This window comes from Hahella sp. CR1, from assembly GCF_029813005.1.
In the GTDB taxonomy this organism is placed as follows: Bacteria; Pseudomonadota; Gammaproteobacteria; order Pseudomonadales; family Oleiphilaceae; genus Hahella.
The window spans coordinates 116539-135466 of the sequence record NZ_JAPELK010000003.1 but is presented as its reverse complement, the minus strand read 5'-3'; the positions used below and the strand labels follow the sequence as shown (position 1 = coordinate 135466).

At 53.6% G+C, this 18928-nt stretch carries 22 protein-coding genes; 13 read left to right on the top strand and 9 right to left on the bottom strand.

From position 1 onward, the window contains the following. Positions 1 to 21: 21 nt before the first annotated feature. The 13 genes from ONV78_RS08620 to ONV78_RS08560 all read left to right on the top strand — a co-directional run bounded on the left by ONV78_RS08620 (position 22) and on the right by ONV78_RS08560 (position 8355). Positions 22 to 387, top strand: a complete 366-nt coding sequence (locus ONV78_RS08620) for a hypothetical protein (RefSeq protein WP_279502607.1) — start codon at positions 22 to 24, stop codon at positions 385 to 387. A gap of 29 nt (positions 388 to 416) precedes the next feature. After that, positions 417 to 956: a hypothetical protein gene (locus ONV78_RS08615; RefSeq protein WP_279502606.1), complete on the top strand. Its 540-nt coding sequence runs from the start codon at positions 417 to 419 to the stop codon at positions 954 to 956. 399 nt (positions 957 to 1355) lie between these two features. Continuing rightward, positions 1356 to 1763, top strand: coding sequence for a hypothetical protein (locus tag ONV78_RS08610; RefSeq protein WP_279502605.1), 408 nt, complete (start codon positions 1356 to 1358; stop codon positions 1761 to 1763). A 141-nt stretch (positions 1764 to 1904) separates the two neighbouring features. After that, positions 1905 to 2387 carry a GNAT family N-acetyltransferase gene (locus tag ONV78_RS08605; protein ID WP_279502600.1) on the top strand — a complete coding sequence of 161 codons (483 nt, stop codon included), beginning with the start codon at positions 1905 to 1907 and terminating at the stop codon, positions 2385 to 2387. 769 nt (positions 2388 to 3156) lie between these two features. Then, complete coding sequence (locus ONV78_RS08600; protein WP_279502598.1) at positions 3157 to 3588, top strand: hypothetical protein; 432 nt, start codon at positions 3157 to 3159, stop codon at positions 3586 to 3588. 328 nt (positions 3589 to 3916) lie between these two features. Further along, complete coding sequence (locus ONV78_RS08595) at positions 3917 to 4438, top strand: hypothetical protein (RefSeq protein ID WP_279502597.1); 522 nt, start codon at positions 3917 to 3919, stop codon at positions 4436 to 4438. A 179-nt stretch (positions 4439 to 4617) separates the two neighbouring features. Then, positions 4618 to 4989: a hypothetical protein gene (locus tag ONV78_RS08590; protein ID WP_279502596.1), complete on the top strand. Its 372-nt coding sequence runs from the start codon at positions 4618 to 4620 to the stop codon at positions 4987 to 4989. Between the two features lie 94 nt (positions 4990 to 5083). Then, positions 5084 to 5542, top strand: coding sequence for a hypothetical protein (locus tag ONV78_RS08585; RefSeq protein ID WP_279502595.1), 459 nt, complete (start codon positions 5084 to 5086; stop codon positions 5540 to 5542). 167 nt (positions 5543 to 5709) lie between these two features. Then, positions 5710 to 6204, top strand: coding sequence for a hypothetical protein (locus ONV78_RS08580; protein WP_279502594.1), 495 nt, complete (start codon positions 5710 to 5712; stop codon positions 6202 to 6204). A gap of 82 nt (positions 6205 to 6286) precedes the next feature. Then, a complete protein-coding gene (locus tag ONV78_RS08575) occupies positions 6287 to 6802 on the top strand; it encodes a hypothetical protein (RefSeq protein WP_279502592.1) in 516 nt (171 codons plus the stop codon). A 76-nt stretch (positions 6803 to 6878) separates the two neighbouring features. Further along, entirely contained in the window at positions 6879 to 7130 is a 252-nt protein-coding gene (locus ONV78_RS08570) for a hypothetical protein (protein ID WP_279502591.1), read from the top strand. Between the two features lie 153 nt (positions 7131 to 7283). Continuing rightward, entirely contained in the window at positions 7284 to 7709 is a 426-nt protein-coding gene (locus ONV78_RS08565) for a hypothetical protein (RefSeq protein ID WP_279502590.1), read from the top strand. A gap of 172 nt (positions 7710 to 7881) precedes the next feature. Then, positions 7882 to 8355, top strand: a complete 474-nt coding sequence (locus ONV78_RS08560; protein WP_279502588.1) for a hypothetical protein — start codon at positions 7882 to 7884, stop codon at positions 8353 to 8355. A 62-nt stretch (positions 8356 to 8417) separates the two neighbouring features. On the opposite strand, the gene ONV78_RS08555 is transcribed toward ONV78_RS08560, so the two are convergent. The 9 genes from ONV78_RS08555 to ONV78_RS08515 form a co-directional block, all read right to left on the bottom strand. Next, positions 8418 to 10331, bottom strand: a complete 1914-nt coding sequence (locus ONV78_RS08555; RefSeq protein WP_279502586.1) for a TonB-dependent receptor — start codon at positions 10329 to 10331, stop codon at positions 8418 to 8420. Positions 10332 to 10370: 39 nt separating this feature from the next. Next, positions 10371 to 10865 carry a copper uptake system-associated protein gene (locus ONV78_RS08550; protein WP_279502584.1) on the bottom strand — a complete coding sequence of 165 codons (495 nt, stop codon included), beginning with the start codon at positions 10863 to 10865 and terminating at the stop codon, positions 10371 to 10373. 138 nt (positions 10866 to 11003) lie between these two features. After that, the gene (locus tag ONV78_RS08545) at positions 11004 to 12167 is read right to left on the bottom strand and encodes a hypothetical protein (RefSeq protein WP_279502583.1); all 1164 of its coding nucleotides are present in this window, start codon (positions 12165 to 12167) and stop codon (positions 11004 to 11006) included. After that, positions 12164 to 13360, bottom strand: coding sequence for an MFS transporter (locus tag ONV78_RS08540; protein ID WP_279502582.1), 1197 nt, complete (start codon positions 13358 to 13360; stop codon positions 12164 to 12166). The genes ONV78_RS08545 and ONV78_RS08540 overlap by 4 nt, the downstream gene beginning before the upstream one ends. Further along, a complete protein-coding gene (locus tag ONV78_RS08535) occupies positions 13357 to 14622 on the bottom strand; it encodes an acyl-CoA dehydrogenase family protein (RefSeq protein WP_279502581.1) in 1266 nt (421 codons plus the stop codon). Before ONV78_RS08535 ends, ONV78_RS08540 begins: the two co-directional genes overlap by 4 nt. Beyond that, on the bottom strand, positions 14610 to 16259 hold the full coding sequence (locus ONV78_RS08530; RefSeq protein WP_279502580.1) for a class I adenylate-forming enzyme family protein: 1650 nt from the start codon (positions 16257 to 16259) through the stop codon (positions 14610 to 14612). The genes ONV78_RS08535 and ONV78_RS08530 overlap by 13 nt, the downstream gene beginning before the upstream one ends. Then, a complete protein-coding gene (locus tag ONV78_RS08525; RefSeq protein ID WP_279502579.1) occupies positions 16256 to 18199 on the bottom strand; it encodes a CoA transferase in 1944 nt (647 codons plus the stop codon). Before ONV78_RS08525 ends, ONV78_RS08530 begins: the two co-directional genes overlap by 4 nt. Continuing rightward, the gene (locus ONV78_RS08520; protein WP_216739136.1) at positions 18178 to 18468 is read right to left on the bottom strand and encodes a MoaD/ThiS family protein; all 291 of its coding nucleotides are present in this window, start codon (positions 18466 to 18468) and stop codon (positions 18178 to 18180) included. The genes ONV78_RS08525 and ONV78_RS08520 overlap by 22 nt, the downstream gene beginning before the upstream one ends. Continuing rightward, positions 18404 to 18922, bottom strand: a complete 519-nt coding sequence (locus ONV78_RS08515) for a M67 family metallopeptidase (RefSeq protein WP_279502577.1) — start codon at positions 18920 to 18922, stop codon at positions 18404 to 18406. The genes ONV78_RS08520 and ONV78_RS08515 overlap by 65 nt, the downstream gene beginning before the upstream one ends. Positions 18923 to 18928: the final 6 nt, after the last annotated feature.

Sequence of the window (18928 nt, the reverse complement as noted above, 5' to 3'; positions counted from 1 at the left end):
CATAATCAGACAGAAGTATTCATGGTCAGAATTATTGGTCCGGCAAGTCCCAGATATCGTTTTGAAAAATGTCCCGTTCAGGATAAATACGTCCTGGTTGAGAATGCCCCATTTGAAACCCCCGCCGCTACTTTGGGCGAGGCCCTGACGCAATACGCCAACGCTTTCAGCGCCAACATTCGGCCTTATGATGGCGACGACAATATTCCGCTGCCGGAAGGAGAGTCCAAGTACTTTTATTATCTGGACAAAAACTCCGTGCACGGCGAAGCTATCGTTGATATTCATATTCACCGCCACTCCGGCGAGCAAGTGTGTCCCGGTCAGAACATGAACTTTCAACTGTTCTCCGGCGACGCCATAACCATCGGCGCGCTGGCTTGTTAAGGTAATTCGTAGTCGCCAGGGAGGATTCTTTGTTCACCGACGAGCACATTACCCGGTTACTCAATCAGCAGCCGATTTCAGACGCGCCGCCCTGGTGCGACGGAGACGAGCGAGCTGTCGATAGTTTCTATAAGTACGTCTGCGCAAGGGTTTCGCAATTGACGATGGCCCAGTTTCATGCCGAATGGAAACACTACGGCTCCGGCTACGCGTCATTTGTCGACGTCTGTTTTTACCAGGGTAAGGCGGCGCAGGGACAAGACGCCCCTGAACAAATGGGGCTGGAAGTCCTGTTCAGCCGCTTGTCGCCTTATTTTGTATTGATGGAAGCCCCCGTTCCCACCTCCGGTTTTCATTCGCTACCCTCTTTTAATGGTCTGGATCGGCTTCGCACGCCGAATGTCATACAGCTGGCTCAGACAATTCAACCCATATTGGAAGACTTTGGGCTGTTGCGCTTGTATAAATCTGATCTGAATAAGACGCTGCCTCGCCAGATCAAGGTTCCTGCGGTGTTGAATGAAGGCGCTTGTAAGTTGTACGACGCGTTATTTTATTGGGAAGATTAGAGTGATGTTTTCCTGAAAAATTATGCGATTCAATAATTTGGGATCTGGCCTGTGGCGATAACAGGCCCCCGAAGAAAGCGTATATGCGCATGCATGGTTTTTCGTAAAGGGGGTAGCTTGGATTTTCGGGTGTTTTACACTGGAATCATTGGGCTGGAGGAACTATCTTCAAAGTGTTGCAATGGGAAGATGCGCATGCGCGATATATAAATGTTATATGCTCTTTACCCACGGATGGCTGAGAAGTGGAGAAGCTAGACATTCTGTACATTGTCTATATTGCCTGAATCATCACATTCGGCGCCAGTTTTAAAAGAGCTTTATAATAAGTCACATCAGTACGCGGCCGCCACTGTTGTGGCGCTGCTATGCTCAGCGTTATGTGTCCACAGAGCCGGTATGAATGAATTAGTAATTGTTCCCAAAGAGATTGATGGCGTGGTAATTCATGAAGGGATTAAGTTCTCGGAGTGTACGTTTATCGAAATCTATATCGATGGTATATCTGTTGAAGAAATTGAAGCGTTTGAAAGCGGAGCTGTTTACTGGGCGGAGCTAGAAAGATCCTTGCAGGGTACGGGAGAGTATCTACTGTTCACATGTTTCTGTGGCAATCCAGGAGACGCAGGTTGGGACTATGTGAAAGTGGTAGCTACTGATGACACTGTAAGTTGGTGTTTTGAACGGGACATAGAATCAAAATATGAATTTTCTAAAGAAGACTACATTGGTCAAATAATCTCATGCAGATCTATGTTGAATTTAGATAATTATCCGTTAGCGATATCTGCCTCAGTACTGCCATAATATTAAATTAAAAATAGCTACGGTACACAGCAAGGCAGTGCACTGCAACTAACTACGACCCACAAACTTGCGTTTCGCTGCACTCAATTTATCACAAGTTTGTTTTACTCGGTTGGTCCCGTGACTACGGCGTTACGATATATGAGCATGGAAATAATAGCCAAGAGTCCTAAAGACTGTACTGATGAGGAGCTTAAGTCATTTGAAAATTTAGTGGCCGAAGGTGGAGAAGTTAGTTTTGCAGGACTTCGGCGGAGAATTAAGCGCGCAGAAATGCTTTTCTTTATCAACGATGGCGAATGCGTGGCTGTAGGAGCCATTAAGAAACCTGATGCCATATATAAAACAGGTGTTTTTGAAAAGTCAGGAGTTCCTGAGCAAAGCTGGTATGAATATGAACTGGGCTGGCTTTATGTTTCGAAATCGGCGAGGGGAAAAGGCTATGGGCGCGTTTTAATGGGGTCGATTATTGACTCGTTACCTGGAAAGGCATGCTTCGCCACGACTCGTGAAGATAATGCTTCAATGCACTATTTGTTTGATCAGTTTGGCTTTGCGAAACTGGGGCAGCCATACGAAAGCCAAAATGGCGGTTACTTTCTTGCCCTTTACGCAAAATCATAACAAGGCCAAGCACTGCGATAGCTTTTTCGTTGAGGCTTCGCAGCGAAGCTGTGCGTGCTGGCAGCGTTAACTATCAAATATGATATCAAGCAAAGTCACAATAAATGATGCAAATATCAAGATCGAGCATGAAGCGTGCCCTGATCCTAATTGGTGTCGGAATAAAGGCATATTCATAGAGTCGTGCTGCTCTGACAACAACACTTTATCCACTATTACCTTCAATGATTACTTGACTATCTACGTTTTCTGGGAGTCATGCTTATCTGGCGTTTCTCAGGAATTGTTGTATGCACCTGAAACAGGAGTTTTGTTCTTAGGTTGCGGCTCTATTAGTACAAGAGTGTCCACACGTGAGAGCAAACTCATAGATATTGATAATGTGCATCTCTTTTGGGGTTTAAGTAGGCACAAAGAGTATGTGCTGGAAACTGGAGAGCTAGAGTGCTTCCTTTATTCTTTATCTGGTGAGAAAATTTCTAGTACAGAAGTAGATCCGCCGTATGAAATTGAAGTTACGGAAGAGGGTATCAAATTCGATTCCATAGTTCTTGGTAGCACTTGGCTAAGGTACAAGAGCAATGGTTAGCAAAGTAAAACACGCGGACGTCGCTAAGCTCCGCTGGTGTTTGAGGCGTTGGCTATCTATAGGTAAATATTAGTGGGATATGATTACGTCGCATTTGCAAACAAAACAAAGAAGGAATACATAGTACCTTCCCCAGGAATATCGCACAGCTCCGTATCCGCAGTGGTAGGAGATTGGTTTTTGTCTTCTGCCGCTTTATATCTTGTTTCAGAACCGCATAGATTTGATCTTCCTAAAAATGAGTTTGGCGTAAGACTGTCAGGTTCATGGAGTAATTGTGAGTATATGTGGGTGTGTGACTATGACGAAATATACGATGGAAATAATGATTGGAAGGTAGAGTGGAAGAATATTTCTAATGCGGCTTTGGTGATGCTGTATGAATATGGTCATTGGGGTGTTGACGAACTAATATGTAATCTTAAAAATAATCCAAGACCTATGCTAATTATTGGGGCGGCTGTTGAAGAGACAAATTGTGAGGCGCTGGAAAATGAACTCATTAATACCTTTGGTAGAGGTTGGCGGAAATGGTACTACTACGCTAAGAGCAACAAGTATAGTGCTGATAAAAATTGGCCAAATATAGTCGGCAAGGGCAAAGATTGCTAAAAATATGTGCAGGTGAATGTGAGAAATAAATGAGCTCGCGGTACTGAAAATGTATTTGGTAAGGTTAAGGCTCGGACGGCTTTAACAACTTGGAAATGATTGATGGAGTAATTGCTCGTCAAATAGTTGAAATAGATGGTGATATTAAGTGTGAAACACTACACGAAGATAAGGGCGTTACAGATCGTCACAATGGGTTTTAAGATTTATGGGACACACCACGAGACTAGCAAGATATCACCTGATAAGGTGCTGTTGTCGCCACTTTCGCGGCTGGGACAACTTGCACGTTGCTCCGGTTACCCCAACAGCTTAGCGGTAGGCGATTATGAAAATGCGACGTCCCACAATTCCAATTGCTAAATGGAAATTGGCTACTCACCTAGAGGCAACCCATGAAATTCAGAATCAAAAGGGTGTGCCAGCTTACGGTTGTGATTGTGAGTGGTGCTTTAACTGGAAACATTACTGGAAGGTTGTTCTTCCTGAAGAGTTGCAGGAGCAACTTAAAAGGGTTGGGGTGGAGCTAGACCATCCTACTGATCTGTACGAATTTAAAAGTGACGAAGATGGATCTAGCATAAGGGTTATCTATCATGCTGTAGGCAAGATTCTAGAAGGCCCCAATCAATGGAAAAGTACAGACATAGGGGAAGTGCTTATGTATTCCACAATCAGGGAGCACCCATATTTATCTCTGGTAGTTTTTCCACAAAGTCAATCCTATGATAAAGCTCCGGTTCTAAAGAATAGATCTGCTGGTGAGCTGGTGCGTATTGATTTACGTCTTGTAATACCAAATGAAGTGATAAAAAGTAATGTGCCAGATCTTCGCTTAACAAGGCGCTAATGTCGCCATTATCGTGGCTGGGATACGTTACGCTTCAGTCGCCCCAATGCTTTGCGTTATGCGCATATTTGATTGTTGAACGCTTTCATGAAAACTGAATATTTGAACATAAAGCCAAAGGCAGATTTGCTTCAAATATGGCTTCACTACGGTTTCCCTCTAATGCGGGCGATATGCTCATGAATAAAATTAGTCTGCTGTTAATACTTACTGCTTGCGGATTGTTAGCAGGTTGCCCTCCTGTTTATAAGGTAAATTTACGAAATGAAACGTCGACAGATATAGTCATTTTTTATCATTACAATGATTCTGAACTTTTGCGTATTCCTGCTAATGGTGAAGGACGTGAACATTGGAGTCATTATTGTTTTGCTATCAGTGATAATGGTGTTATTTATTATTTTGATGGTACTGATTTGCCAAGCAGTGTCTATGAAACTCACATGTTTAGCACATCTCTAAACGCGATCTACAATCATGGTAAGTTAAGATACCTGGATTCCAATGGTCAGGTTGTAGCTTCAGTCGACGGGGCATCAGAGTGCAAATAGAGTATAACAAGCGCGTCAACCACGCCGGCTGTTTGGGCTGGACCTCAAACTGCTGCGCAGTTTTTGAGTGGCTATGGCTGGGGCAGGTGTAACCATGAAAGTCGCCGATTTTGTAGAAGATACATATAATTTGTTCGAGTCGTTTGAGAAGCCTGATCTGGCAACTAATATACACCATTGTGATGAATGCCGAGATCATAATGACGAAGTAAATAGAGCGGATCGTAGGGATCTATCACCTGAGCAAGTGGGGACAGTTTGCTGGGGAATCTCATCATTTTTAACTCCACAAGCAATGGGCTATTACATACCTAGGCTAATTGAGCTGGCTGTTACAGGTCGGAATGATAAGGATGGCGATCCTTATATGTGCTTATTTCTGAATCAAATTGGACTAAATTCTGGATCAGAGCAGTTTTCTCTGTTTTCAAATGAACAACGCTTAGCTGTTCGTGATAGTCTTGAGATTCTGAAAAGTAACTATCTGGAAATACTGGAAGAGCACTGCTGGGAAGATGAAATCGATAATGCAATTATCCAGTGGAACTCCTAACAAGCAAAGGCAGAGGGGCCAAAAAGCGGCGCTCGCTGCAGCCTGTGGTGATAACGGACCCCGAAGAAAGCGTATATGCGTACACACGGTTTTTCGTAAGTAAGCCAGCTTGGATTTCCGGGGCTTTTACACTGGAATCGGTGGGCTGGAGGGGATATCTTCGAAGCTTGGAAATTGAAAAACGCGCACTTGCAATAATGAATATGATTGGAATATTTGAAAACCTAATAGATGAAGCTTTAGCAAAGGCTAAGGATTTAGATATTTTTACCTTTGCTATATATCATGACCATGAGTCGGGATTTGTTAGCGTCTGTATAGATACAAAACAAAATTCAGAAAATCAGTTACTTGAATCGAACAAATACAGTATGAAGCATTTTCGCCGAATTATTGAGGAAGGTAGTATTGAAGAGGCCATGTTCTGGCAAGCAAATATTGGGCGTAATCTATCATTAGGTAATTTTGCAGCGATAAACATCTCTGAAAAAGAAGTAGCGGGTATAACTCCCGATAATAGCTTCTATCTCGATATGGTGAAAGCCATACAAAATAAGGAAGACCTTATTTTACAGAAAAGCACGCAAGGAAGTTCCCTTCTATTTTGTTGCTCTACTGTAGATGAAGAAGTTGGTCTAACTTGGGTGCAAGAAAATGCTTGACAAAGCCATTACGAATGGTCGACAAAAAACGTGGGAAGGATAGCGTTTCATTTTGTCTATTTTAGAAGATTAATAATTGATAATGAATATTGATAAAGCACTAGGGTTTCTTAGAAATCATCAGCCGTTGCCAGCGGATGAGGATGTATCGGAAGCCGATATTGATATGTTCAATCAAGTTAGGACGTTTCTGATTTCAAATCCCGATGAACGTGCTATTCCACTTGTTCTCAATGCATTCGGTGATGGAAGTGGTTTTGGCGTCTATCAGGTCTGCGATGATATATTTAGGCCATTTAAATCAGAGGTGGTTTTACCTCACTTAAAAAACGCTCTGGCAAGTATGCACTATGGAGTGCGCTACTGGGCCTCCCAGTGGGCGATGGAAATTAATTCGATTGATATAGTTCCGGAGATTAACAGTATGCTAAAAAATCCTGAGGACACTGAAGCTCACTATTATTGTGTTGCAACGCTCATTGATATATGGAGAAAAACGAAAAATCCATTTGTTTCTAAGTCAATAATCGAGTTAGGTGGTAAATCAAAAAACATAGGTGTCTCAGAGTTAATCCATGAGCACCGCACTGAGAAGTAGAGTTATAACAAAGCAATCTTTCGGATTCGCTCCGCTCATGCGTAAGTTGCGGCGTTAACCACAGTCGAGGCGGGTAATGAATACAGAACTGCAAGTGAAAGCTAAGAAGCTCATAGAGGTCGATGATATTGATAGTGCATTGCAATTACTACGTGCGGAAGGGGCGAGTATAATTGAGTCAATTAAGCTTGTGAAAGAAACTAAATCAATTTCTCTTAATGATGCAAAAAAATTAGTTGCTCTACATCCAGTTTGGGATGATCAGCAAGAGAATTTTAGGGACTTTCACGATTCCATCATTGATGTCTTAAATGACAAAGACGCGTAATTCGCAGTTAAAAATTTTAGGCTGGTGGCGCAAAGAAGGTGCGCATCAGCTAATTGCGTGGATCGTTTCGCTCACTTTACTACGCAACGTTCAGTTCAGTTAGAGCGGCGTTAGCCTGAGCAGATAAATCGAAGAACTAAGAGGAACTGCAATATGGATCTCATTTTTGAGCCCTTCGTTGGCTTGGGACCACTAAAATTTGGTATGTCAAAGTCGGAGGTAGAATCTCTGCAGGCAGAGGTTTGTGGCATTGGAGATTGCGATTATCAAGACGGCAAACTTAGCGCATTTTCGATCTATCTAGCCGATGTTGAACACTTAATTATCGTTGGCGAAGATGTTCAGAAAATGGATAAGCTCTCGGCCGCACTTCATCTGGCTAACCTGAGCGCTGATTATGGGCAAGCCCAGGGCGGATCGCTCTACTTCATGGATTTAGGTTGCGCTATCCTCCAGTTTGAATCGCCTTCACGTGAGTTCTTATTCTTCGCACGCGAGTACGATACTGGAGAACCTTTGAGGGAAATGACGCTATCTTCTATCAAGTCTTACTACGAAGATAACGCCTGGGACGCCTAATAGTTATTTGTTAAGTGGGGCGACAGCTGTTTAGCAAACTGTAGCACGCGGCCCGTTCCGGGCATTGGACTCAAAGCGAACAGGCGTTCGTTTTTTACCCCACAGTCTGATTAGATACCCACTTGGTAACCTGCGCGCTCACATCAATCCGAAACTCACAAGGAACTCTGTTTTGTCTCAAAAAGACCTTCCGCCTGTTGCAAAGCAAGTCGCTATTTTGATCGTACTCACTTCGCTTTCTTTGGGGGCTTTGGTGTGGTTTGGCTTTGCGGTGGCGTCAACGATTAGTCAGGTGATGGCGCTCCCGCCCAGTCTGTATCTTGAGCCGGCGTTATACGGCATGCTGGGAATTGGCCTGGGCCTGCTTTCTTTGTGTGTAATGGGATTGCTGGAGCTGTTGGCGAGACTAAAAAAGCCTTTACGGAAAAACACCGAAAACCGCATTTTCAAAATACTGCAGCCTGTCCTGTTTGGAGGGGTGGTGGCGATTTTTCTGCTGCCTGTGCTGATTTACTTCCCCTTGTCTGCGTACTTGAAAAAACAGGGGTATAGCGATTGCGAGGACGCTTCCTATTCCGGGTTGCGATACCAGTATATCGTTTTCGCCAAGTCGGAAGCCGCCTGCACGCAGGCGGCGCAAGAGTAAAAGCGTATTTCGGTATTTGTCTGTATTCACCTTGCGGGACATCCCTGTCCCTGTTTCCCATTCTAAAAGCTCGCGGACAATCCGATCTGAGCCCAGCGGCCCGGCATGGGATAGCCTGGGCGATAGGCGTATTCACGGTCGAATAAATTCTCCACGGCGACAAAGACTTCACCATCCTGACCCAATGGCGCAAGAGGATAGGAAAGGCGCATATTGGCCACGGTGAAACCACTGACTTTTTCCCCATTAACGTCGCCTGACGCGCGCTTGCGCGTTAGCGCCCAGACCTCGGACTGATGCTGGGCGTCCAAGGCGAGGCGGAAGGGGCCAACCTGGCCGTTCAGACCTGCGGTAACCGCCCGTTCTGGAGTGTAGGGAAGGTTGTCGATATCCGGATCGAGCAGCGTCAGCCCGCCAAACAGGGACCATCCCGCCGGCAACGCCTGACTGACCGACAGTTCAACGCCACGCATGCTGTAGTCGCCGAAGTTAATGAACTGTGGGCTGGAGACTTGTGGAGGAAAAGCGAAGACGTAGCGGTTTTTCACCTTGTCCTTGAACACGCTGAGATCGATCTGGGTGGTGGTCGTTAACGCGAACTTGGCGCCGACTTCCAGGTGATTCAGCTCCTCCGCCTCCAACTGCTTCCAACTGTCGGCCAGGGGCGGTATCGCCGTCGCCAGGGTTGGCGCTTCCAGACCGGGATAGTTGACGCCTTGGGAGGCGTTGACGAACAGGGTCAGGGCGTCTGACATCAGCGACAGACCGGCGTAAGGGGCGGCTTGGGCGTCAAACTCACTGTGATCGTAATAACGCACGCCGATGGACGGCGACAGCATCCAGTCGTCGTTGAGCATTAACAAGTGGCTGAGACCGACATAGGGCGACCACAACTTGAACGTCGGCGCGTCCAGGTAAGCGCGCCTTGCGGGATCATCACGATTAAAGCGCGCTTCGCCGGACACGCGATCGTAATCCAGACCGGCGACCAGGGTTCCATCCATCCAGGGGGAGAACTGCTCGCGCCAGCGCAGGCCGCTCATGGTGAAGTCGGAAAGCGTATCGCCATCGCCGGCGCTCTGGTGATACCAGTTACCCTCGCCGGAGCTGTGATGCAGGCTGAACTCGCCGGTCCAGTCGCCATGTTCATGGGACAATGTGGTCGCCAGCATGAAGGCCTGGGTGTTGTACTCCGGCGCGACATCCGGCTTTGGGTCTCCTTCTTTGCCTGGATCCGTGCTTTCGTTGTCCACGTACAGCCCGCTAAAAGAGGCCGCCCAGTGTTCATTCAATTGCGCGCCAACCCTCCCGAATAGATTCTTTAATTCACCGTCGGCGTTGTCCCGATGGCCATCCGAAGTGGCGTAACCTTGCGCGAGAGTAAAATCCAGATCGCCATTGCGGCTGGTCAGTTCCGCCTGCTGCACCAGGGTATGGTAGGAGCCGGCGGAGATGCGCGCGGCGCCGTGAGTTCCGTCTTCAGTCGCCCGCTTGGTGTGCAGATCGATGGAGGCGAAGTTGTTGCCGTTGATCTGCGGTTGCGGGCTTTTATACACGGTCATGGATTGCATGGCGTTGACGGGCAGCAGATCCAACAGTGGGTGTCCCCATAAGCCCATGTACAGGGGCAGGCCGTCGATGTAGGTCTTTATCTCGCTGCCTGGACGGGTGACGCCCATGCCGCGGATAAACACCGCGCCGCCCTGATCGCCGCCAAAAGCGCCGACCGGGTTGTAACGGGAAATCTGTACGCCAGGCGTCCGGCGCAGGGCGGCGGTGAGATCCACTGCGTTTTGATCGCGAATCTGTTCCTCTGTGACCACGGCGGATGTGCTGGAGAACATATCCACTTCCACTTCTTCAATGACCGGCTTGGCGGTCACTATCATTGGCTCCAGAACGGTAGTTTGCGCGTGTGCGCCGCCCGCAGCGGTCAGTGCGACCGCCACGGTAAGTTTCTTGGGTGAAAATTTCATAATACTGACTTGATTGACTGCTTAATCGGCCTGAAAGGATCAGTTTTGTGGATGATTTTGATGATGCGCGGACATGCCCGGATCATTCGGCGTGCCAAACAGCCCGAACTGCGCCAGCTTTTGCGGCGCGATGGACTGCTCCGCTTCAGTCAGTTCAGAAATGAGCTGGGAGGCGGTGTCCTGAGGGATGCCGGCTTTGTGCAGCAGATCGACTTTCTTAAACTCGTCGCCGCCGCAGGCGAGCACCATCCACTTGTCGCCATCCCGGCGCAACAGCGCGCGTCCGCCTCGTTCGCCCTGAATCCAGTCGGCGATGGCGTAGTCGTTCACCACGATGACCGGCGCCGTCTCCACCTTGTGGTGGGGCTGGTCGTAGGTGGCGGAGATCAGCTTGACCACTTGCTGCTGTTCTTGGGTCAGGCCGTCGTTGGCGAACGCGGGCGCCACCAGCGCTGAACTTAACGTGAGGGCGGCCAGCAGGCTGCGGAAAGGGAGAGGCGGTGAAGACATCCTGTTGTTATGACGATTTTTCATGTTATTCCTCAGAAGAGTTTGGCGGTGTTTTATACAAGTAAATAATCAGACGCGTGGACGCGCCTGCGCGGAGATAAGCCGCGAAAAGACAGGGCCAGACACGGGCCGGCTCTGTCGTTGCAGACAAAGAGAACGTGGCTAGTCATCTGCTGGGTTCATCGAGTGAGACTGAGTTCCTTGTTCTTCTCCATCAATCAGGCCGGCGAGCATGCACAATGCTTCCAGCAGGAAAAAGCTGCTCCAGGGCGACTCCACCAGTTCGCAACCGGCGGCGCTGGTGCGGTAACAGGCGCCGATGAAAGCGCCGGCGTGCGCGGCGCCATCGCGACGAACGAAGTATGAGCTGCGTACGAGCGCGGCGATTTGCTGCGCCGCATAGGCGCGCCAACTGTCGCCGTCGTCCAGTAACTCAGAGAACGACAGCATGGCGATAGCGGCGATCAGCGTGGCGGATGGGTCGGACAAACTGTCGCTGCGTTCCGGCCTGTCGGCGGGATAGGGCGTGCGACGGGAGCGACGCCAGTACACGCAGGCGGCTCTGGCGTAATCGAGATAGGGCGAGCCCCAGCGTCTGGCCGCATGGGACAACCCAAGCATCGCCCAGGCCTGGCCGCGGGACCAGCCGCCGGGGCGGTCCAGCGCCTGTAAAATAACCTGTTGTGAGTTTTGCTGTTGGGTCGACTGGGCTTCCGCACTGCAGGCGCCATTGGCGGTGAAGCAGGTGGCGATCAGGGCGTCCGTGTGAGCGCGGGCGGCGTCTTGCAGAGACGCATGGCTGACGCCGCCGAGGAGTTGCACCGTGGCCGCCAGCGAGTCTACAGACAGACGTTGACTCCCGTCCGCGCCGCCGCCCATGGCGCAACCCAGAGGGAGATATCCGAGGCGATGGTCAAAACCGGAGGCGATGGCGGCGGCGGCCTGATCGGCCAGATCCAGAGCTGAATTATCTACGAGCCAACGGCCGCAAAGCGCGGGGCCATACCAGAAGATCATGCTGCGATTGAGCGTGTCGATGTGCAGTTTGTCCGTCAGCGCGGCGCAAAGGGCTAGCGCTTTGTCACGGTCTGCCGTGGACCTGGAAATCAACGCCCGCAACCCCCAGCATCCTGCCCAAAAGCCTCCCATCCAGGAACCGCCAGCGGAGGTCTTCCAGTGTTGGCCGTCGCGGGAGAACAGGGGAAAGCTTCCGTCGCAATGAGCTTCTATGGTGTCGAGGCGGCGTAACAGCAGCGTCATGGCCTGACTGATTTCCCATGGCGACAGCGCTGTGGCGTCCCAGGGCGGTACACGCAGGTTATTCATGACGCGCTCCTGCGTCGTAGCAGAGCCAGACTCAAGGCGGCAGCGGCCCCCAGCAGGGAAACGACAGCGAGCGCGCTCCAGGCGCTGCTGAAACCTGACGCGGAGCCGGAGAGTGCGCCAAAGAGCGGCGCGCCCATTGCGAAGCCGCCAAAAAATGCCGCGGACAGTAAGCCGGACGCCGTCGCCGGCGCGCCGAAAACGCTGTCTCTCAGTAGCATGCCCATCGCCACCGCATTGGTGGCCACGGCGGTGAGACCTACTATCAGCACGCCAACCCACAAAGGCCAATGGCTTTCCGGCGAGGCCTGTTGGGTGATCCAAAGCGCCAATGCGGTGAGCGCCATTAATCCCAGCAGCAGCCAGGATTCATCCTTGAGTCTGCTGGAAAGGGACGTCAGTGTGAGGCGCGACGTGAAGCCCATGACGCCGAAGACGGCCACCATCAAACCGGCGTCATGCTGACTGACGCCTTGCTGGGTGGCGAAGACCGGCAGAAAGGTCACGAAGGCGGACAGGGTGACGCCAGCGCAGCCTTGCACCGCCATCAGGTTGAGCAGCAGTTTGCCTGGGCGCGCGGGCAGCCAGGAGCGCCGCGGACCTTCGGACGATGGCGGTGGAGCCAGGGACGGAGCAAAACAGGCCAATAACAGCGCGGCTGGGATGACTGTCGCCATGGCGGCGCGCCACCCGAACGGAACCGCGATCAGCGGCAGCAATCCGCCGGCAATCAGAGCGCCAAGCTGTACGCCGGATTGTTTCAGTCCCACGGCGAACGCCTTGCGCGCAGGGGGAATCCGTTGCGCGATCAACAGATTCGTGACCGGGTTCGACAACGCCTGCGCCACGCCGCATACCGCCACAGCGGCGATAATTCCCGCAAAACCGGGGAGGGTGATCATCAGACCATAGGCCAGCGCCACGCTGAGAAACAGCATCCACAGGCCGCGTCGCGATCCCAGCCGCTCAACCAGCGGGCCTGCGGCGAGGGACAGCACCGCCGCCACGCCGAAAGCGCTCATGGTGACGTAACCGAGCCAGCCGGGTTCAATGCCCAGATCGGCGATCAGCAAGGGGCCCAGCGCGCCGATGGTGTACAGGATCAGCATCGGTAAGGTCATGGATAACAGCAGCACGACATGCAGGCTGATGGCGCGCAAAGGCGATTGGCGCAGCGGCGGCGCGATGGCGTTCATACTTGCGCCGTCTCCCGTTCCACCTGGGCGACAGGTGAGCTGTTTTGTTCTTCCCGGGGAAGATAACCCTCCAGAATCCGCCGCCCCACGGTATTGATCAGTACTTCATCAGCGCCGTCCAGAATGCGCGTGGCGCGAGCGTAGCGAAAAATATTGGAGAGTGGCGTCGCGTCGCACAGCCCCTCGGCGCCGAAGACCTGAATGGCGCTGTCGGCGGCATGATTGAGCGCGTGAGAGGCGGCGATCTTCGCCATATTCACTTCAATATCGCTATCCTCGCCCGCATCCAGCTTGGCGGCGGCCAGTTGTAACTGCGCCCGCGCGCTGACGATGCTTTGTTGGCTAAGGAACGCCAGACGGCGGATCAGTTGTTTGTCCGGCAGTCGCGCCAACTGACCGCGTTCGCTGCACACGCGCTCGCCAAGCAGGTCCAGGCAGCGTTGCGCCAGTCCTACCCAGTGGGCGGCGTTGATGGTGCGTCCCAGGCATAGCCGCTGTTTCATCAACGCCATGCCCCCGTGCAGCTCGCCCAATAGATAGTCTTGAGGAATGCGGACATTGTCGAACAGCAGCTCATGCTGGCCATTACGGCGACCCAGGATATCCAGATCCCGCAGGATGCTGAATCCGGGCGCGTCGGTGGGAACCACCAGCATGGACAGGGCGTGTTGCGGCGGCGCCTCCGCCTGGGTGCGCGCCACCACGGTGATAAAGTCCGCACGACGGGCGCGGGAAATAAACCACTTGCGGCCGTCAAGGCGCCAGCCGTCTCCCTCGCGCTGCGCCCGCAGCTGGATGGTGGCGGGAATGGAGCCGATACTGTCCGGTTCCGACATGCCATAGGCGGACACGGCCTTTCCCGCCGCCAGCGGTTGCAGGAAGCGTCCTGCGATGGTCTCGCTACCATACAGAGACAGCATGCGCACATCCAGAGCGGCGCGCCCGCCGAAGATTTCAGGGCCGAACTCGGAGCGTCCCTCCTGTTCAGCCAAGGGCAGATAGTCGCTTAACGTGGCGACTTCGCCTCCCAGGGCGGCGGGATAGTACAGACCCCACAGTCCCTGGGAGCGGGCCTCTGCGGCCAGGGCGGACTGCAGCGTCAGCGCCGCGTCGTCGTCTTTGGCGAGCAAGGGCTCGTTGGGAATCACCCACTCATTGATGAAGGCGCGTATGCGCTGCGCCAACTCGCCGGATGTCTTGTTGGCGACGCCGGAGCCGCCGTTTTCCATGGGCAGGTTCTTTCCTGTGTCTACACTGCGCATGCACTGCGCTCCAGAAAAGCGACTTCAGCGGTGAGCCGCTTCTTGTCAACCTTGCCCGCCGGCGTGAGTGGAAAATGACGGATGAAGCGCAGGTACTCCGGCAGTTTGTTCACTTCCAGCCCCTGATCGCGCAGAAAGCTGGCGATTTCCGCCAGAGAGGGACGATCGGCTCCGCTGCGCATGCTTAGACACAGGCATACGCGCTGCCCCAGGTCCGGGTCTGGAACCGGCACGCAGGCGGCGCTGATCACGTCTGGAAAACAGGTGACCAGATTCTCGACCTGCACTGTGCTGATGTTGGCGCCGCCGCGCACGATCACGTCTTTCTTGCGGCCGGAAAGGCGCAAATAGCCGTCCTGGTCCAGCAAACCCAGATCGCCGGTGTACACCCAGCCTTCAGGATCGCGATAACGGGCGTCCAGCTCTGGAGCGTTGACGTATTGCATGGGGCTGATCGGGCCCCGGGCGAGAATTTCGCCGACTTCGCCGCGACGGACTTCCTTACCTGCGTCGTCGACGATGCGAATCTCACAAACATCCGGGTTGGGGCGGCCAACGCTGCGGAACACCACGTCCAGCGCTTCATCCAGCGTGTTATGACAGTTCACCCCATCCGCTGAGCCGTACAGACTGATAAAGCCGCAGCCAAAGGCGTCCACGCAACGTTGGATGCTGGCGGAGTCAATGACCGAGCCGCCGCTGACAATGGCGACCAGGCTGGATTTGTCGATATCCTCCAAGAGAGGCTCGGCGGCCATGCGCTGAATCATTGTGGGCACGCCGAGCAGGTGGGTGGGACGCAGAGATTCGATGGCGCGAATGGCGTCTTCCGCATCGAATCGCGGCAGCACCGCCAGGGAGCCCCCCAGCCAGGACAGCACGCCAAAGGTGGCGGTGGAGCCGAAGGATGATCCCAGAGGCACCAGATACATGCCGCGAAAGCTCGCGCCATCGGGGTGTAAACGTTGTAGAAAACGTCCGCGTCCACCCAGCAGCGCATTATGAGAGTAAGCCACCAGTTTGGGCTCGGACTCGGTGCCGGAAGACACCAGCAGGCGCACTGGCGAGTCCGGGTCAACATGAGGCAGGCGCTGCAGCGCTATTGGCTCCGCCTGAAAACACTGCTCCAGGCTGATCCAGCCTTCCGGCGCCTGATCGCTGTCCGTAATCAGCCAGCGCAATGACAGGGTGGTGGAGCGCAATGACTCAATCAGCTCGCACATGTCCACACCGCCGTATTCCGGCGTCGCCACGATGGCGCGGGCGTCACAGCGCTTCAGTAATGACTGGATGTCCAGACGTCCGCGACCCGGTGGAAACGGCGCCACCACTGCACCGATGGCGGCGGCGGCGAGATCGACGGCGCAGCAACGCCAACTGTTGGGCAATTGATAGGCGATCACGTCGCCGGCGACGATGCCCATCTCCTGAAAGGCCGTCGCCAACCGCAGCGCCATATCCAGCAGGTCGCCGTAAGTCATGCTGGAATCTGGCGAGAGCACCGCGGTTTTGGCCGGGGACTGTTCCGCATACATCTGAAACATCTGGAATACAGTGCGGTTAGGATACAGGCCTTGCGTCGCCCACTGCTTGCGCAGCGCCGCTGGAACCAGATCGATGATGCCTGAGTGGTTCATTGAAACCTCCATGGTGAATTCACTCGAACATAGATGTCCTTGTTGAGAGCGGGCGCCAGACGCGGGTCACGGCTAAGCTCTGTCAAATCTTCGACTACTACGGCGGCGGGAACGCCGCTCATTTCGAACAACGCCGCCCACTCCTGGGCCTTGCGATGAAGAAGAGCGCGCTGTAGATGCTCTCGATCCGAGGTGTCGTCGTTAAGGTCTATCTGAAGTTCAGACGCGGCGTCAACAACGGCGTGGGTGAGCCTGGAAAACGCGCGTTCATCCAGACAGTCCAGAGCAAGCAACCCCTGCGCGGTGGCGTAAACCCCATTCAATGAAGTCCATGCAGGTGGGAGTGGTTCACCGTCCAGGGCATGATTTTGATACCCCGGCTGTTGCAACAGCGCGCCAAGTTCGTCTGCGCACAACAAGGTGGCGGCGCCCAGCAGGGAGGTATCCACTCTGATGGAGCGGGCGCGACCCAGTCCTCGGGCCAGTAGTGCGGCGGTGACGCCTTGAGCGGCGACGGCTCCGCCTAATACGTCCAAAACAGTAAACAGTGCGCCGCCCGGCAGTCCCGAAGCGGCGGCGATTTTTGCAGCGACGCCGGAGTAAGCCTGAGCCATGAAATCGGTGCCGGGCAGATCTTGCTCCGCATTCTCTCCCCAGCCTCCCGCATAAGCGTAAATGAGGTCGGGGTTTACCTGTGTCATGTCGTCATAATCCAGTCCCATTTCCGCCGCTTTGCCGGGCGCCCAGTTGTGCAGAAACACATCAGCCTGCTGGATCAACGCCATCACTTCCGCTTTGCCAGCGGCGGATTTGATGTCGATTTCTCGTACGTTTTTGTCTCGATTCAGGGCGTCAAAACGGGCGGAAACGTCTTCCGCCATAGGCGGCATACCGCGCAGAGGGTCGCCCCCGGGCGGTTCGATGCGAATCACCTCTGCGCCGAGCAGAGAGAGCAAGCGTCCCGCCAATGGACCCTGAATGCGGCGACAGGACTCAACCACGGTTAATCCGGCCAGAGGCAGGGGCGAGGACGGATCGCAGGGCTTCAGCGGCCTGGCCTGGGCGATGTCGCCATCACATTGAAAGCGCCAGGGGCCTTCGCGCCACATAGCCATCGTATCCTTGTCCTGAGCGCGGTCCTGCAGCGAGCGCACTCGGCAAACGGCGACGCCGGTTTGCTGGGCGAGGCGTTCGATCTGCGTAAATGGCAGCGAGGCGAGCGCCTCGCAGAGTGCGGCGGGAACCGGGGCGATGGCTTTGGCGTAGCGCAGTAAAAATCCGCTCCAGCCTTTGCCGGCGCTGGCGGCGTCGACGCCGACCTGGGTCCAGAAATCGCGCCAGGGGACGGCGTCCAGGGTTTCCAGTTCAAACGCTACGCCATCGGCGGACGTGAAGGGCGGGCGTTCCTGCACACTGGCTGCGCCGGGCAGCAGTTGCTCCGGCATTTCCGGGGCGGTGGCTCCAGCCAGATATTGCGCGACGCTGAGTAAGGCGCTGGAGGTCAGGCTGGTCGTAGTTGTGCGCGTCGATGCGCCCCGGAGACGACCAATCGCGGCGGCCATCGCGCCTTGCAGGGAAAGCGCGGCGGTGAGGGTGGAGACATAATCCACCACCAAAGGCTGCGCGCCGCCGCTGGCGCGTCCATGTACGGACATCAACCCTGTCGTCGCCTGAGCCAACGTTTCTGATATGGGACGCTCCACGGCATCCGACCAGCCCTCCAATACGCAATCGACATCTATATTGTCAGCCACGTGCAACGCGAAAGCGGCGCCAGATTCCGTATCGACATTCTCCCAGGCGACGCCGAGAGCGTTGGCCTGATATCGCAACGACGCATACAGCGGCGCCAGGGCCGGCGTTGGGTCGCGTAACGATCCGCTGAGATAGCAGTTTTCCAGTAACACGGCCATGGCGGTTATCTCAACCTGTCGCCGCACCCGCCCGCCACCGCCGGCAGGATGGTGATGGCGTCGCCGGCTTGTACGGACGTGTCCAGGTTCTCGGCGAAGCGAATATCGTCGTCATTCACGTAAATATTCAAAAAGCGGTGCACCTTGCCGTCCGCCATCAGTCGCTCTTTGACGCCTGGGAACTGTATCTCCATGTTCTCGATCACTTCCCGCACATTCGCGCCGTCGCCGTCAATGCGCTTCTGATCGTTGGTCAGCGGACGCAGAACGGTGGGAATATGGATGGTGATTGACATGAGAACTCCTGTTTTCAGCAAGGGGTAAGGATTTTTCGCCAGCGTATTGCTCGACGACGCGTATGGTTTCTTCCACCACGGCTCCGTTGACGATGCGGAAGCTGCGAATGCCGCCGCCGTACGCGGGATCGGTGGGGATAATGACGTAATGGGCATGCGGCTCCGCGGCACAAAGAATGTCATCCTTGCTGGGATAGGCGCGCGAGTGGGTGTGTGAGTGATAGATGACTACGGGCTCTTCGCCGTTTGCCTCCATTTCTCGCCAGACTTGCAGTTGTTCACGGGCGTCGAACATGAACATATCTTCTGACGCCGCTACATTGCGCATGGGAATGAGGCGCATGGGACGCTCGGCGCTCTCCCGGCCGGCGATAACGCCGCAGGTTTCCATGGGGTGATCTGTTTGCGCCTGTTGGATCATGGCGTCTACGAGTTCGGAAAGAATCGTCAGCATGTTGGG

Coding starts and splice junctions, on each gene's coding strand:
- ONV78_RS08620 (WP_279502607.1), top strand. CDS start 22: ATGGTCAGAATTATTGGTCCGGCAAGTCCCAGATATCGTTTTGAAAAA.
- ONV78_RS08610 (WP_279502605.1), top strand. CDS start 1,356: ATGAATGAATTAGTAATTGTTCCCAAAGAGATTGATGGCGTGGTAATT.
- ONV78_RS08605 (WP_279502600.1), top strand. CDS start 1,905: ATGAGCATGGAAATAATAGCCAAGAGTCCTAAAGACTGTACTGATGAG.
- ONV78_RS08595 (WP_279502597.1), top strand. CDS start 3,917: ATGAAAATGCGACGTCCCACAATTCCAATTGCTAAATGGAAATTGGCT.
- ONV78_RS08590 (WP_279502596.1), top strand. CDS start 4,618: ATGAATAAAATTAGTCTGCTGTTAATACTTACTGCTTGCGGATTGTTA.
- ONV78_RS08585 (WP_279502595.1), top strand. CDS start 5,084: ATGAAAGTCGCCGATTTTGTAGAAGATACATATAATTTGTTCGAGTCG.
- ONV78_RS08575 (WP_279502592.1), top strand. CDS start 6,287: ATGAATATTGATAAAGCACTAGGGTTTCTTAGAAATCATCAGCCGTTG.
- ONV78_RS08570 (WP_279502591.1), top strand. CDS start 6,879: ATGAATACAGAACTGCAAGTGAAAGCTAAGAAGCTCATAGAGGTCGAT.
- ONV78_RS08565 (WP_279502590.1), top strand. CDS start 7,284: ATGGATCTCATTTTTGAGCCCTTCGTTGGCTTGGGACCACTAAAATTT.
- ONV78_RS08555 (WP_279502586.1), bottom strand. CDS start 10,331: ATGAAATTTTCACCCAAGAAACTTACCGTGGCGGTCGCACTGACCGCT.
- ONV78_RS08550 (WP_279502584.1), bottom strand. CDS start 10,865: ATGAAAAATCGTCATAACAACAGGATGTCTTCACCGCCTCTCCCTTTC.
- ONV78_RS08545 (WP_279502583.1), bottom strand. CDS start 12,167: ATGAATAACCTGCGTGTACCGCCCTGGGACGCCACAGCGCTGTCGCCA.
- ONV78_RS08540 (WP_279502582.1), bottom strand. CDS start 13,360: ATGAACGCCATCGCGCCGCCGCTGCGCCAATCGCCTTTGCGCGCCATC.
- ONV78_RS08535 (WP_279502581.1), bottom strand. CDS start 14,622: ATGCGCAGTGTAGACACAGGAAAGAACCTGCCCATGGAAAACGGCGGC.
- ONV78_RS08530 (WP_279502580.1), bottom strand. CDS start 16,259: ATGAACCACTCAGGCATCATCGATCTGGTTCCAGCGGCGCTGCGCAAG.
- ONV78_RS08520 (WP_216739136.1), bottom strand. CDS start 18,468: ATGTCAATCACCATCCATATTCCCACCGTTCTGCGTCCGCTGACCAAC.
- ONV78_RS08515 (WP_279502577.1), bottom strand. CDS start 18,922: ATGCTGACGATTCTTTCCGAACTCGTAGACGCCATGATCCAACAGGCG.